Source organism: Rahnella variigena, assembly GCF_003610915.1.
Lineage (GTDB): Bacteria > Pseudomonadota > Gammaproteobacteria > Enterobacterales > Enterobacteriaceae > Rahnella > Rahnella variigena.
Window position 1 is genome coordinate 110,454 of record NZ_NSDJ01000001.1, and the last position, 14,789, is coordinate 125,242.

14 protein-coding genes and 1 tRNA gene are annotated in these 14,789 nt (G+C 53.5%); 6 read left to right on the forward strand and 9 right to left on the reverse strand.

Annotated elements, in window-relative coordinates; translation table 11 throughout:
* Positions 1 to 18 precede the first annotated feature (18 nt).
* Entirely contained in the window at positions 19 to 516 is a 498-nt protein-coding gene (gene mug, locus CKQ54_RS00500; RefSeq protein WP_120163274.1) for a G/U mismatch-specific DNA glycosylase, read from the reverse strand.
* Between the two features lie 142 nt (positions 517 to 658).
* Between mug and CKQ54_RS00505 the strand changes: the two genes are divergently transcribed.
* Positions 659 to 735: transfer RNA gene (locus tag CKQ54_RS00505), tRNA-Ile, on the forward strand.
* 93 nt (positions 736 to 828) lie between these two features.
* Here the strand turns inward: CKQ54_RS00505 and gdhA are convergent.
* From gdhA to malK, 8 genes are all read right to left on the reverse strand, one after another.
* Positions 829 to 2,172 (reverse strand): NADP-specific glutamate dehydrogenase, encoded by a 1,344-nt coding sequence (gene gdhA, locus CKQ54_RS00510; protein ID WP_120163275.1) that lies wholly within the window; start codon positions 2,170 to 2,172, stop codon positions 829 to 831.
* Between the two features lie 114 nt (positions 2,173 to 2,286).
* Positions 2,287 to 2,772, reverse strand: a complete 486-nt coding sequence (locus CKQ54_RS00515; RefSeq protein ID WP_113877157.1) for a methylated-DNA--[protein]-cysteine S-methyltransferase — start codon at positions 2,770 to 2,772, stop codon at positions 2,287 to 2,289.
* A gap of 62 nt (positions 2,773 to 2,834) precedes the next feature.
* Complete coding sequence (locus CKQ54_RS00520) at positions 2,835 to 3,533, reverse strand: acid phosphatase (protein ID WP_120163276.1); 699 nt, start codon at positions 3,531 to 3,533, stop codon at positions 2,835 to 2,837.
* Between the two features lie 70 nt (positions 3,534 to 3,603).
* Positions 3,604 to 4,041, reverse strand: a complete 438-nt coding sequence (locus CKQ54_RS00525; RefSeq protein WP_113877155.1) for a DUF2000 domain-containing protein — start codon at positions 4,039 to 4,041, stop codon at positions 3,604 to 3,606.
* Between the two features lie 51 nt (positions 4,042 to 4,092).
* Entirely contained in the window at positions 4,093 to 4,932 is an 840-nt protein-coding gene (locus CKQ54_RS00530) for an AraC family transcriptional regulator (RefSeq protein WP_120163277.1), read from the reverse strand.
* A 282-nt stretch (positions 4,933 to 5,214) separates the two neighbouring features.
* On the reverse strand, positions 5,215 to 6,111 hold the full coding sequence (gene malM / locus CKQ54_RS00535; RefSeq protein WP_120162358.1) for a maltose operon protein MalM: 897 nt from the start codon (positions 6,109 to 6,111) through the stop codon (positions 5,215 to 5,217).
* A gap of 225 nt (positions 6,112 to 6,336) precedes the next feature.
* Positions 6,337 to 7,635 carry a maltoporin gene (locus tag CKQ54_RS00540; protein ID WP_162940769.1) on the reverse strand — a complete coding sequence of 433 codons (1,299 nt, stop codon included), beginning with the start codon at positions 7,633 to 7,635 and terminating at the stop codon, positions 6,337 to 6,339.
* Positions 7,636 to 7,661: 26 nt separating this feature from the next.
* A complete protein-coding gene (malK, locus tag CKQ54_RS00545; protein WP_112286738.1) occupies positions 7,662 to 8,771 on the reverse strand; it encodes a maltose/maltodextrin ABC transporter ATP-binding protein MalK in 1,110 nt (369 codons plus the stop codon).
* 378 nt (positions 8,772 to 9,149) lie between these two features.
* Between malK and malE the strand changes: the two genes are divergently transcribed.
* The 5 genes from malE to CKQ54_RS00575 all read left to right on the forward strand — a co-directional run bounded on the left by malE (position 9,150) and on the right by CKQ54_RS00575 (position 14,727).
* Complete coding sequence (malE, locus tag CKQ54_RS00555; protein WP_120162359.1) at positions 9,150 to 10,349, forward strand: maltose/maltodextrin ABC transporter substrate-binding protein MalE; 1,200 nt, start codon at positions 9,150 to 9,152, stop codon at positions 10,347 to 10,349.
* 71 nt (positions 10,350 to 10,420) lie between these two features.
* On the forward strand, positions 10,421 to 11,980 hold the full coding sequence (gene malF, locus CKQ54_RS00560; protein ID WP_120162360.1) for a maltose ABC transporter permease MalF: 1,560 nt from the start codon (positions 10,421 to 10,423) through the stop codon (positions 11,978 to 11,980).
* 13 nt (positions 11,981 to 11,993) lie between these two features.
* Positions 11,994 to 12,884 carry a maltose ABC transporter permease MalG gene (gene malG, locus CKQ54_RS00565; RefSeq protein WP_112286742.1) on the forward strand — a complete coding sequence of 297 codons (891 nt, stop codon included), beginning with the start codon at positions 11,994 to 11,996 and terminating at the stop codon, positions 12,882 to 12,884.
* 249 nt (positions 12,885 to 13,133) lie between these two features.
* Positions 13,134 to 13,472, forward strand: coding sequence for a helix-turn-helix transcriptional regulator (locus CKQ54_RS00570; protein WP_120162361.1), 339 nt, complete (start codon positions 13,134 to 13,136; stop codon positions 13,470 to 13,472).
* 313 nt (positions 13,473 to 13,785) lie between these two features.
* The gene (locus CKQ54_RS00575; protein ID WP_341868533.1) at positions 13,786 to 14,727 is read left to right on the forward strand and encodes a type II toxin-antitoxin system HipA family toxin; all 942 of its coding nucleotides are present in this window, start codon (positions 13,786 to 13,788) and stop codon (positions 14,725 to 14,727) included.
* The last annotated feature ends 62 nt before the right edge of the window (positions 14,728 to 14,789 follow it).

Below are 14,789 nucleotides of genomic sequence, written 5' to 3' on the forward strand. Positions count from 1 at the left end.
ATTGTTTGAAGTTTAGGCTCAGGAATTCAGCGCATCGTAAAGTTCGCGGTAAGAGGCGGTCAGTTCCTCTAACGTCGCACGGTTCAGTCCGCTGGGGTTAGGCAGCACCCAGACCTCTGTGTCACCGATTTTCAGCGCCTGACGCCCCCAGTTCACTTTGCTGATCCCAAACGCTTTACTGAACGCCTGCTTACCCAAAACGGCCAGTGCGCGCGGCTGATAGCGTTCGATTTTCTCCGTCAAAACAGCCCCGCCCTCACGCAACTCATCGCGTACCAGTTCGGTTGCTTCAACGGTCGGGCGCTCAACCAGCATCGTGATGCCACAACCCGTATCCAGCAAATATTGCTCTTCTTCGGGCTTTAGCAAGCGCGCGGTAAAACCGGCCTGATAGATGACCTTCCAGAAGCGATTATTGGCATTAGCAAAATGAAAACCATGATGAGCGGTAGATAGACCAGGATTGATGCCGCAAAAAACGACAGAAAGATCCCTGGCGATAATATCTGTAATCATTATTCTTTCCTGAGATGTATTAACCGGAGTTATCGGTAAAAAAGTCTGCGAATACAACATGCCAGAACTGCACACAAAACGCGCATACAAACCGAACACATATAGACCTGTAAGCAGAGTTTACCGTATAATCCCGCACCTCGGCCCTTTAGCTCAGTTGGTTAGAGCACGCGACTCATAATCGCTTGGTCGCTGGTTCAAGTCCAGCAAGGGCCACCAAATTTTAGTTTCAGATTCAGTCGATTAAGCCACTTCGCAAGAAGTGGCTTTTTTGTTGGCTAAATTAATTGCCTCAAAAGTGGCTCACTAAAATCAGAGCACGCCCTGCGCCAGCATGGCATCGGCGACTTTCACGAAACCGGCGATATTGGCGCCACGTACATACTGTGTCTGTTTACCTTCACCGCCGTACTCCACGCAAGAGTGATGGATATCCAGCATGATGTGACGTAAACGCGCATCGACTTCTTCGGCTTTCCAGCTCAGACGTGCCGCGTTCTGCGCCATTTCCAGACCTGACGTCGCCACGCCACCGGCGTTCGCCGCTTTGCCCGGCGCGAAAAGCACGCCCGCGTCGGTGAACAAGTCGGTCGCTTCAATCGTGGTTGGCATGTTCGCGCCTTCGGCGACGGCTTTCACGCCATTGGCAATCAGCACGCGTGCCGCATCGGCATCCAGTTCATTTTGTGTGGCGCAAGGCAGCGCGATATCCACCGGCACGTTCCACGGTTGCTGGCCTTCGAGATAGGTCAGCCCGAGTTTTTCTGCGTAATCGGCCACACGCCCGTCGCGGCTGGCTTTGATTTCGGTCAGCAACGCCAGTTTCTCAGGGGTGAAACCGGCTTCATCGACGACAGTACCGTTAGAATCTGACGCCGTAATCACCCGGGCGCCCAGTGACATGGCTTTTTCAATCGCGTATTGCGCGACGTTACCGGAGCCGGATACCGCCACGCGCATGCCTTCGAAATCCAGACCGTGGCGTTTGAGCATCGATTCAGTGAAATAGATCAGGCCATAACCTGTGGCTTCCGGGCGGATCAGACTGCCGCCAAACGACAACCCTTTGCCGGTGAACACACTGGCGGTGTTGTTGGAGAGTTTTTTCATCATCCCCGCCATATACCCGACTTCACGCCCGCCGACGCCGATATCACCCGCAGGCACATCGGTATCCGGCCCGAGATGACGGTACAGTTCCAGCATCAGCGCCTGACAGAAACGCATGATTTCGCCTTCGCTTTTGCCTTTCGGATTGAAATCACTGCCGCCCTTTCCGCCGCCCATTGGCAACGTGGTCAGGGCATTTTTAAAGGTCTGCTCAAAACCGAGGAATTTGAGGATTGATAAATTGACCGACGGATGGAAACGCATGCCGCCTTTATACGGGCCAATCGCCGAGCTGAACTGCACGCGCCAGCCACGGTTCACCTGCACCTGATTTTTGTCATCCACCCACGCGATGCGGAACTGAATGACACGCTCCGGCTCTACCAGACGTTCGAGTAAAGCAGAACGGCGGTATTGCGGATTTTGTTCGAGGAAAGGCCATAGCGTGGTCATAACTTCACGTACGGCCTGGGAGAATTCGACCTGATGCGGGTCGCGTTGTTGTACTGAGGATAAGAACTGTTCGAGGGATTGAATCTGATCCATTGATTTAAAACTCCGTCTGTAAGTGATGTTGTCTTTTTTTATTTACTGCTTATTTTTTGACTATGCATCGACTGACAAGCGGACATCAAGTGATTTATTTACCCGATTAAAACCCTAGGATTTGCGCCCTTCCAGCTTGAGTAATAACGCTTTGTTATCGAGACCGCCAGCAAAGCCGGTTAACTTACCGGAAGCACCGATGACACGATGGCAAGGCGCCACAATGGAAATCGGGTTACGACCATTGGCGGCACCGACGGCGCGGACGGCTTTCGGGCGGCCAATACGGCGGGCAATATCGCCATAACTGCGCGTCTCACCAAATGGAATTTCCAGCAACGCCGCCCAGACTTCTTTCTGAAATTCCGTGCCGGTGAAATCCAGTTCCAGCTCAAAGCACGTACGTTCGCCTGCGAAATATTCGTTCAGCTGTTGCTCGGTTTTCAGCAGGATCGGAAACGACGGGTCTTCAATCATATCGCCCAACGGCACACGCCCGTCGATTTCACATTCCCACAAAATGGCGGTCAGTTTGTCGCCTTTTGCCGCCAGCGTCAGCAGCCCGACCGGTGATGCCATTCGCTTGAATCTGTATTCCATCAGTCCCTTCCTTTGCGAGTTTTACGCCCACACTTTACCGGAAAGGCAGGAACTGACGACAATTATTTCAGACCCAGCTGCGTACGCAGTTCGGCTTTTGCCGCGTCAAATTCGGTCTTGAAATCAGGCTGCTCTGCCATTTTCTGGGCAATCAGCGCCGCGCCGGTGCGGCTCATCACGGTATCAGAACGGTAATGGAAACCGGCCACCAGACGATTTTCAGCGTAACCCGCCGCGCGGGTGAACAGCGCGTTACGTTTTTCCGGCACCATTTCACCCAGCACCGTCGCCATCAGATAACCGATGGTGGAATGACCGGAAGGCCATGAACCGGATTTAGATTTTTTCAGCAACGGATGAATTTGTTCATCCAGCATGTAAGGACGCGGACGGTTAAACGCTTTCTTGGCGTGATCGTCCACCACGTCTTCTGTCGCCACAATGCGCTCAAACAGCGCGGCGGTTTTCGGCAGTTTCGCGGCATCAAAATCCGGGCCCATCACATCGGCAAAACGCCAGACATTTTCTTCGGCATCGGCAATTGCGGCTTTCTCTTGCTCAGGCGTACGGGTGGCCTGAATTTCCAGCAATTCTTTCAGTTCAGCTTTGGTCTGTGCCGAATCATCCGCCGGTGGCGCTGGCAGATATTGAGTCAGATCCAGTTCCTGACTGGTGATAAACGGCTTGGCTTCTTCGGCAGCCTGAACAGCAAAGGTGGAACCCAGAGTAAAAAGCAGCAGAGCGACGAGAGACTTACGCACGGTGAAACTCCTGATATTAGTTTGAATATCAGGAGAATAGAGAAGAAATGTGACGGTTAAATGACAGGCATCAGCCCAGTAATCCCAGTTTGCCGGTCAGCTTACGCACCACTTTTTTATTCCCCGCCAGCGCGATGCCGAGCAGTTGCAGGTTGTCGGTCGGCACAACCGATACCGCTTCACGAAATGCCGCGTAGTCAGTGGTTTGCTGCCCTTCCACCGGGAAAATAATGCCGTCCATTTCATCATCATTAAGCAGATGCTGATGAAGTTGTGTGAGTTGCTGAGCATCGGCCACTAACACACTGATACCAATCGGGATCAGCCCCGGATGTTCCCGGTTATCGGCATCAATTAGCGGCGCGCCCACCAGAGACGGATGGCGCTGTCCGAGCGTCAGCGCCAGTACCGCGGCAGCATTGGCGGCGTGTCCGGCGGCCAGTTGCTGGTTGATCACGATAACGCAGCGTTCAGGGGATGAGGGCAAAATTGTGGCAGGGGTATTCATGGTGACAGGCTCCGGTTCAGTTGAAATCTGAGCTTAACCCGTCACTTTTTCTCAATCTGGAAGATTTGTGCACAGACGTCGGTAATTCGCGGGCGTGAGCTGATACGCACGGCGGAACCAGCGCCCGAGATGACTCTGATCGGCAAAACCTAAATCTGCTGCCACCGCTGCCGGCGTGCGCCCCAGCCCTAACCCTTCGCGGGCGCGGGTCAGTTTCAGCTGAATAAGATAAGCGTGAGGCGGCAATCCAAATTCGGCTTTAAACGCACGGCTGACCACAAAGCGGCTTTCGCCGGTCGCCGCCGCCAGTTGTTCGAGGCCAATGTCCTCGTGCAGATGGGCGTGCAGATATTCCCGCGCCTGATGCGCCACACGTGACCACGGCGCTTCGCCCTGCAAACGTGGCGGTTGCCAGGTGAGATGTCCGCCCAGTGCGCTGAGTAATCCGTCGAGCGCGGTCTGCCGCACAATGCGCAGTTCTTTGCCATGCAACGCCTGAAACGCCAGCGACGTCGCCTGCGCCAGCTGCGGATCCTGCGCTAAGGTATTTTCGAAACTCGGATCACCGGCAGACGACAGAGAATCACGCCGCGCCGCCAGTTCGCGGCTCAGCCATTGCGGATCGAGATACAGCATGTGGTAAGTAAAACCGCCGGGCTGCACGGCATCACCATCGTGGATTTCGCCCGGTTCGAGCATAAACACTTTACCCGGCAGGCTCTGGTGCTTCTGGCGCCGGCAGCTGAACTGCTGCAATCCGTATTGCGTAACGCCGACCAGATAGCTGTCGTGCCAGTGAGGATCGTAAGCATGGCCTTCGAAATGGGCGTGGATCGTCTCGATCCCGCTGTCTTTATCTTTCGATAAATCGACCCAGTTTGCAGACGCCATAAATCCCCCGCTGAATGAATTAACAACAGGGTAACAAATAGAAGGAGTGAATAACACTCGGGCGGCTCCCTCCCCTGCGAAGGGGAGGGCTGGGGTGGGGTATTAATTTCAAAATCAAAAAGTTAAAGTGTATTTAAACAAGGTGTTAGCCTTTAAAACCCCCTCCCTGCCTCCCCCTTCGCAGGGGGAGGAGCTAAAAACCGTCTGCTTTCTCTCCTGCACTTGCAGGGGGAGGAGCTGAAAAAACTGCCAGCTTTTTCCCGTGGGAGGCGCTAAGAAAACTTAGTGTTTCACGCTTTCAATAAAGGTTTTACGGGCGGTTTTAGAACCCAGACGTTCGGCTTCGTCCAGCAGTTTCAGGGCTTTATCGACGTCCCCTGCTTTCACCGCTTTCTTAATCGCGTCGTTGAAATAGGTTTCGGAATCGCTGAGCATTGGCTCAGACGGTTTGGCCGGGGCTGCCGCAGGCGCAGGTGCCTGGGTGCTGCCGACAACCACTGGCGCGGCAGCAGCCGGTGCGGATGACGGGAGGAACTGACCAATCATCACGTTACCGGTTTTCTGCTCGGCGGTGACTTTCAGGCTCAGCGTGCCGGTCGGAGTATGACGGGCTATCGGATCCGGGATATCTGGTACCGCGTTACCCACGCCCGCGGCAAAGGCTTTGGCCGGGTTCACCATCTGCGTCGTTTCAGCCAGATCCTGACGGGTGGTGTACACCAGCAGATAAATTTGTTTCTGACCCAGCGCTGGCGTCAGTTTCAGTGTGCCTTCCAGACGGTCGCTGGAGACGATCCCCGGTTTCTGATACGGGAAATAGCTGGAAGGATAAAAGGCTGCCGGACGCATCTGCTCATCCAGCACCAGAACATTTGGCGCATACACGGTTTTACCGGTCGCGATACTGGTCAGCGTAATTTCAAGTGAACCCCGGTCGGCAGGCAATGCGAATGCCCCGACGGCGCCCTGAATTTGACCCTGATTAATCTGTGCGCTGGACGTTCCGAGCGTCACATCCTGCGTCACTGGCGGGACCAGCGGCGTCCATGAAAGGTTGCGTAAGGTCTGGCTGGAAATCGCGGGTGCGGTATTCGCATCATTCTGCGCCGCATTCACGACCGCAGGTGCAGCAGCCAGCAGGCTCAGCGACAGACACAGTGACAGCAGATTCTTTTTCATTATTGTTTCCTTTGAAATCACCATGAAGGCTGGCGGTCATCAGCGATAATCCGCCAGCCAGCACATCTTCTTTACTGCTTTTACTTTTAAAAACTGGCACAGGCCTCGAAGTCATTTGAGTTGCAGGAAGGCGGCAACTGAACTCATCCCCGGGAGCATACACAAGTATGTGACCGGGGTGAGTGAGGGCAGCTAACGCATCTGCGGCTCAAAGGACGAAGAGGATCACCACCAGATTTCCATCTGGGCGCCGAAGGTGACTTCATCGTCATTACCGCGGCTGAAGGTTCTTGTGCTGGTATCGTTCATCGCTAAGCCATTGTTTGCGCCGCTGTCAGTGTCGTAGCCCCATTTTTCATCCCAGTTTGCATAGGTTGCAAACACGCGGATGGCCGGACGTGACCAGATGCTGTCGCCAGCCTGCCATTGTTGCGCAAGGGTAACTTTGTACTGACCGTTTTTGTCGCCGGTGCGCTGGGATTTCACGTTGTCGTAACCGACTTCCAGCAAGGTGCTCATGATCGGGGTCCATTTGTACATCGGACGGACACCGACGGTATACCAGGTTGTGCCGTTATTGTTATCGCGGTCAACATCCTGATACATCGCCACATACATCAGGCTCCAGGTATCGTTGAAGTCAATCGCACCGTGGTCGAGAACACGGATCATGCTGCCGTTGTTGTCGATGGCTGCACCGTTGGAGTGGCCGTTCGCTGCGCCCTGACCCGGATCAGTCATGGAGTCAGACGCGTATTGCAGGACGAATTTGTTGTAGCCGTTGTAGATGCTCTGCGTATGTTCTGCAGTCACCAGGAAGCCATCTTTGGTCGCATTGTCCGCGAAGGAATAACCGTCACGCGCATTGGCACGACCGTAATCCACACCTAACTCCAGCACGCCGCCCGGGTTAGTTTGCAGGCCTGCCAGACGAACGTCGAACACGTCGTTGGACGTTGGCACTTCGTTACGCTGGTCAGCAATATAGCCGTATGAGCCGCCGCTTTCGGTGTTACGGGTCGCTGCAAGAGACAGTTTACCGAAGCCCAGATCCACATCTTCCAGACCCGCACCAGGACCTGAAATATCCCAGTAGTAGAAGTCGATCATGTGAACGTCATGACGTTGGTAGAAACGCTTACCGGCCCAGATGGTGGAACCCGGCAGCCATTCGATCAGGTTCTTACCCTTCACGTTTGCTTCGCGGAAAGCCGGATCGGTTGACTCCCAGTCGTTCTGTTGTGATACGGAATACGCCACGTTGGTGTCGAAGTAGAAGCTCTTATCCCCTTCTTTCCACACTTCCTGACCGAGTTTTAACTCCGCATAGGTCTCACATTCGTTACCCAGACGGTATTTACTGTCAGCGCCTGTCGCTTTGAAACATTGCTGCTCGCCGCCGCTGCCAGTCCAGCCGATGCCCGAACGGGCATAACCGGTAAAATCGACTGCCATTGCTTGTGTAGAAAGGATTCCGGCAGCCACTGCCAGCGCCAGGGAAGAACTACGCATTGTAATCATCATTTTCTCCTGTAGGGGATCGCGTGCTTTCAAACACCAGATTCGGGATGTAACCGGCGACATGCAGTTCCGTCCTCGCGGAACAGATGGCAGCGGTGTGGTGGCAACCCGATGGCGAATGTTGCACCTTCTTCTACCAGCACCACGTCGTTCTGGCGGTACACCAGGTTCTGACGAATTGCCGGAATTTGGATGTGGATCTGTGTTTCGTTACCCAGTTGCTCGACGACCTGCACTTCACCGGAAAGCGTCACTTCCGCGACGTCGCTTGGCAGAAGATGTTCAGGACGGATACCCAGCGAGAGGTTGCTGCCGACTTTGACGTCGGTGCCTTCGACGGGCAACCAGACTTGCTGGCGGTTTGGCAACTCGACCTGCACACGTGCAGGTTCAGCACCGGTGACTTTCACCGGCAGGAAATTCATTTTTGGAGAGCCGATAAAACCGGCGACAAAACGGTTGGCAGGATAGTGATACAGCTCGAGCGGCTTACCGACCTGAGCGATATGTCCGGCATCGAGCACCACGATTTTATCGGCCAGCGTCATCGCTTCGACCTGATCGTGGGTCACGTAAATCATGGTGCGTTTCAGGCGCTTATGCAGGCGCGAAATCTCAATACGCATCTGCACACGCAGCGCGGCATCTAAGTTGGAAAGCGGTTCATCGAGCAGGAAAACCGTCGGTTCTGCCACCAGCGTACGGCCAATCGCTACGCGCTGACGTTGTCCGCCGGAAAGCGCTTTCGGACGACGATCCAACAGGTGCGCCAGCTGCAACACTTCAGAAACCTGATTCACACGCTGATTGATTTCGGCTTTCTTCGCTCCGGCCAGCTTGAGGCCAAAAGACATGTTTTCAGCCACCGACAGGTGCGGATAAAGCGCATAAGACTGAAATACCATGCCGATGCCGCGGTCTGCGGGCGGCACTTCATTCATGCGTTTATCACCGATTTTCAGTTCGCCGGAAGTGATGTCTTCCAGACCGGCAATCATGCGCAGCAGGGTTGATTTACCGCAGCCGGATGGCCCGACAAACACCACAAACTCGCCCTCTTCGATTTCCAGATTGATGTCGCTGGAAATCACGGTTTCACCAAAGGCTTTGTACACGCTGTTAAGGGAAACGCTCGCCATCCTGAACTCCTGTACTTGCTGCCAGCGAGAAAACTCAATGCAACGAAGAGTGAAGGAATAGCCGCTAAGCGTAATCATCCGTAACAAAGTTTTTCATGGGGGAGGAGCAGGGAGGATGACGGATTCGCGCAACCGGATGAAAGTTCACAGCAAAAATCAAATTCGTGATCTGAATGGCAAAAAACGACGCATATTTTTGAGTGATGAACCACATAACGCCAGAGAGTGTCGGCGGGATCACATTCTGAGAGGCGGGGGCGTAGAGGGGGGGATGATGAAGCGTTGTCGGGTTGAATCCACACTGGCGTCGTACCCTGTCTTTTCCCGTCTCAGACGACAGAAAACCGACTCTTCACAGGAAATAAAAAGGATTGGATTATGACTCTCAGCATTAAAAAGATTGTTAAACAAACACTGGCACTCTCAGCGCTGGCTACGCTGGTGCTGTCATCTTCCGCATTTGCCAAAATAGAAGAAGGAAAGCTGGTCATCTGGATCAACGGTGACAAAGGCTATAACGGCCTGGCGGAAGTCGGTAAGAAGTTTGAGAAAGACACCGGCATTAAAGTCACGGTAGAACATCCGGACAAGCTGGAAGAAAAATATCCGCAAGTGGCGGCCACCGGCGACGGCCCTGACATTATCTTCTGGGCGCACGACCGTTTCGGCGGTTACGCACAGTCTGGTCTGCTGGCTGAAATCAGCCCGGATAAAGCCTTCAAAGACAAATTGTTCCCGTTCACCTGGGATGCAGTGACCTTCAACGGCAAGCTGATCGGCTATCCGGTCGCGGTTGAAGCGCTGTCACTGATTTACAACAAAGACATCATTAAAGAAGCGCCAAAAACCTGGGAAGAAATCCCGGCACTGGACAAAGAGCTGCGCGCCAAAGGCAAGAGCGCCATCATGTGGAACTTGCAGGAACCGTACTTCACCTGGCCAATCATCGCCGCTGACGGCGGTTATGCGTTCAAGTATGAAAACGGCAAATACAACATCAAAGACACGGGTGTGAATAACGCAGGTTCTCAGGCTGGCCTGCAATTCATCATCGATCTGGTGAAAAACAAACACATCAACGCCGATACCGATTATTCCATCGCCGAAGCCGCCTTCAACAAAGGCCAGACCGCGATGACTATCGACGGTCCGTGGGCCTGGTCAAACCTCGACAAGAGCAAAATCAATTACGGCGTGACGCTGCTGCCAAGCTTCCACGGCAAACCGTCTAAACCGTTCGTCGGCGTGCTGACTGCCGGTATCAACGCCGCCAGCCCGAATAAAGAACTGGCGAAAGAGTTCCTGGAAAACTATCTGATCACCGACGAAGGTCTGGCGGTGGTGAACAAAGATAAACCGCTGGGCGCTGTGGCACTGAATACGTATCAGGAACAACTGGAGAAAGATCCGCGCATCGCCGCCACCATGGCTAACTCCAAAAACGGCGAAATCATGCCTAACATCCCGCAGATGAGCGCCTTCTGGTATGCAGAACGCAGCGCCATCATCAATGCGGTGAATGGCCGCCAGACTGTTCCGCAAGCACTGAAAGACGTAGAAACACGCATTACCAAGTAATGCCGAAGCATTAGCTCAATGAACGGTACGGGACTCACGGGTTCCGTACCGCCACCACAAGGATTGTCCTTATGCCAAGAGCCAAAAAACGGCCGTTCAGCAATGCGTTCAAATGGCTGGTCATCGCCCTGCTCGCCTGCTTTACCGGTTATCTGATCGTGCTGATGTATGCGCAGGGCGAAACCCTTTTTGCCGTTCTGACCCTGATTCTTTCCAGCGTCGGTTTATACATTTACGGCAACCGCCGCGCCTATTCGTGGCGCTATGTCTATCCTGGCCTCGCCGGGATGTCGTTATTTGTGCTGTTCCCGCTGGTCTGCACCATCGCGATTGCCTTTACGAATTACAGCAGCACTAACCAGCTGACGTTTGAACGTGCGCAGTCGGTGCTGATGGACCGTCAATTTCAGGGCGGAAAAGCGCTGAATTTTGCGCTCTTCCCTGCTGGTGAAAAGTCTGCAGGTGATAAATGGCAGCTGGCACTGACGTCAGCGGATAACAGTGAAACGCTGGTTTCGCCACCTTTTGCCTTTAACGCTTCCGCGCCACAAACGCTGGAGATGCTCCCGCAGACCGCCCCTTCGACGGAAAAAGCCGGTCTGCGCGTGGTGACACAAAACCGTGCAGCGCTGGGTCAGCTCTCGGCGAAATTACCCGACGGCGAAACGCTGCGCATGAGTTCACTGCGCCAGTTCTCCGGCACCCAACCGCTGTACAAACTGGGCGACGATGAAAAGCAGCTGACTAACGTTGAAACCGGCACAATCTACCGCCCGAACACAAAAACCGGCTTCTATCAGGCAGTGAACGCTCAGGGCGAATGGCAGGCCGAACAACTCAGCCCGGGCTTTACCGTCGGCATCGGCTGGGGCAATTTCCTGCGCGTATTGCATGATGAAGGGATCCAGAAACCCTTCCTGTCGATTTTCGTCTGGACCGTTGTTTTTGCCCTGCTGACCGTGATCCTGACCGTCGCCGTCGGCATGGTGCTGGCCTGCGTCGTGCAGTGGGAAGAGCTGAAAGGCAAAGCCGCTTACCGCATCCTGCTGATCCTGCCTTATGCGGTGCCGGCCTTTATTTCGATTCTGATTTTCAAGGGGTTATTCAACCAGAGTTTCGGTGAAATCAACCTGATGCTCAGCGCGTTGTTCGGCATTAAACCGGCATGGTTCAGCGATCCGTGGACCGCCAAAAGCATGATCATTATCGTCAACACCTGGCTCGGTTATCCGTACATGATGATCTTGTGTATGGGCCTGCTGAAAGCCATTCCTGACGATCTTTATGAAGCTTCGGCAATGGACGGTGCCACGCCGATGCAGAATTTCTTCCGCATCACGCTGCCTTTGCTCATTAAACCGCTGACGCCGCTGATGATCGCCAGCTTTGCCTTTAACTTTAATAACTTCGTGCTGATCCAGTTACTGACCAACGGCGGGCCGGACATGCTCGGCACCACCACGCCAGCGGGTCATACCGATTTGCTGGTCAGCTACACCTACCGCATCGCCTTCGAAGGCGGCGGCGGGCAGGACTTCGGACTGGCGGCGGCGATTGCCACGCTGATCTTCCTGCTGGTCGGTGCGCTGGCTGTCGTGAACCTGAAAGCCTCACGCATGAAATTCGACTAAGGAGAAACAGACAATGCCCATGGTTAAACCTAAGTCGCAGAAAGTCAGATTGCTGGTCACGCACCTTTTACTGCTGTGTTTTCTGGCGCTGATCCTGTTCCCGCTGCTGATGGTATTCGCCATCTCGCTGCGTCCGGGTAACTTTGCTACCGGCAGCCTGATCCCGGATCAGGTCTCGTGGGATCACTGGAAACTGGCGCTCGGCATCGCGGTCACCAACAGCGACGGCAGCATCACGCCGCCGCCATTCCCGGTGATGTTGTGGTTATGGAACTCGATCAAGATCGCCGGGATCACCGCGGTCGGCATCGTCGCCCTTTCCACCACCTGCGCCTACGCGTTTGCCCGCATGAAATTCCGCGGTAAAAGTTCGCTGCTCAAAGGGATGCTGATCTTCCAGATGTTCCCGGCGGTGCTGTCGCTGGTGGCGTTATACGCCCTGTTCGACCGCCTCGGCATGTACGTGCCGTTCCTTGGCCTGAACACTCACGGCGGCGTGATCTTCGCCTATATGGGCGGCATCGCCCTGCACGTCTGGACCATCAAAGGCTATTTCGAAACCATCGACGGCTCGCTGGAAGAAGCCGCCGCACTGGATGGTGCCACCCCGTGGCAGGCTTTCCGTCTGGTGCTGCTGCCGCTGTCGGTACCGATTCTGGCCGTCGTGTTCATTCTGTCGTTCATCGCAGCCATCACCGAAGTGCCGGTGGCATCTTTACTGCTGCGTGACGTGAACAGCTACACCCTGGCGGTCGGTATGCAGCAATATCTGAACCCGCAAAACTACCTGTGGGGCGATTTCGCGGCAGCGGCCATATTGTCCGCCATCCCGATTACGGCAGTATTCCTGATCGCCCAACGCTGGCTGGTCGGCGGCTTAACGGCAGGCGGTGTGAAAGGTTAAATGTAAGGCTAATGCGCTTTGTAGTACTTGATCAATTACCTGTGTCTTGGGCGGCTGAATAAGCCGCCTTTTTTTGTGTAATGGAATACGTAAAAGTGACGATTAATGATCTTTATATGAATCATAATGAGCTATTATGATTCATATAAAGATCATTTTAATTGACAGATTTAAGTCACGAGCCTAGCATTTCACTGGATGAAATGTAGCCAAATTTTCGATGAATTTCATAATGAGCATAGACATACGATGGCGAATCCAAGAGTGCGTACCTATTCCCGATACACCCGTAAAGCAGCATCATTGCTCAGCGGATTAATTCGAACTGCACGTCTGGAGAATAAACTGACCGTTCAGGAAGTGGCAGAACGCGCCGGCGTTTCCAGAGGGTTAGTGCAGCGCATTGAGAAAGGCGATCTCAAATGTGAAATAGGGGCAGTCTTTGAAGTGGCTGTTATTGTCGGCGTCAGATTATTCGATGCGGACGAAAATTCAGTTTCGCGCCATCTCAGACAAACAGAAGACAAACTGGCACTGATGCCGAAATCGGTTCGTAAAGCACATAAGGAAATAGACGATGACTTCTAAGCGTAAGGACACTGAGGCTTTTGTCTGGATTTGGCTTCCGGAAGAAACACGCCCCATTGTTGCGGGAAAAATAGTGTCTGACGGCAAAGATATCGAATTTAATTACGGTAAAAGCTATCTCGAACGTCGCAATGACAAGCGGGCTGCCATTTCGATTTACGAACCTGAATTGCCTTTACAGCCGGGGCTGTTGCCCGTAAAGAAGGGGCTCAATTTCTACGGATGCCTGCGCGACGCCGCACCAGACGCCTGGGGGCGTCGGGTAATCATTAACAGAAAGCTAGGGCAGAAAGGCGCATCGACAGATACCGCAATGTTAGATGAACTGACGTATTTACTGGAGTCTGGCTCAGACCGCATCGGCGCTTTGGATTTCCAGCGATCAGCGACGGAATACGTTTCACGTTCAGCCAGTAATGTCAGTCTGGAAGAACTGCTTCAATCGGCAGAACGCGTTGAAAAAGGGATCGCGCTCACCCCTGAACTCGATCAGGCACTTTTTCGTGGCAGCTCGATCGGCGGAGCACGACCTAAGGCATTGATAGAGGATCAGGGTTGTAAGTATGTGGCAAAATTTTCCTCAACCACCGATCTCTACAGCGTGGTAAAAGCAGAATTTATCGCGATGCGACTTGCGTCCCTCGCCGGGCTCAGCGTCGCCCCCGTCAAAATGGCTCGTGCCGCGAATAAAGACGTATTGCTTATTCAACGCTTTGACCGGCTGAAAAAAGAAAATGGCTGGTCCAGGAAATGCATGATATCTGCCCTGACTTTATTTGGTCTTGATGACATGATGGCGCGCTATGCCAGTTACGAAGAATTTGCAGGTATCATCAGGCATCGTTTCTCTGAACCCAAAAAAAGCACTAAAGAATTGTTTTCACGACTCGTTTTTAACATTCTTTGTGGCAATACCGATGATCATGCCCGGAACCATGCGGCATTCTGGGATGGCAAAACATTAAGCCTGACACCGGCTTACGATATTTGCCCGCAAGGAAGAGCCGGTAATGAAGCCTCTCAGGCGATGTTGATTTCAGGAGATAATAATCTCAGTCGTCTCAAAACCTGCCTGAGTGCCGCTCATTCATTCTTACTGGCGGAAAACGAAGCCCGGGACATTTTTGAGCATCAGATCAGTGTGATAGAAGATAACTGGACCTCAGTATGTGATGAGGCTGAGCTTAACGAGGTTGACCGCAATCTTCTTTGGGGTAGACAATTTCTGAATCCGTTCTCACTCGAACAGGAATAATGCAGCTTTTTGAACAAAGGGAGCACTCCCTCACGGCAGCACTCCCTTTTTCACTTCTTTTT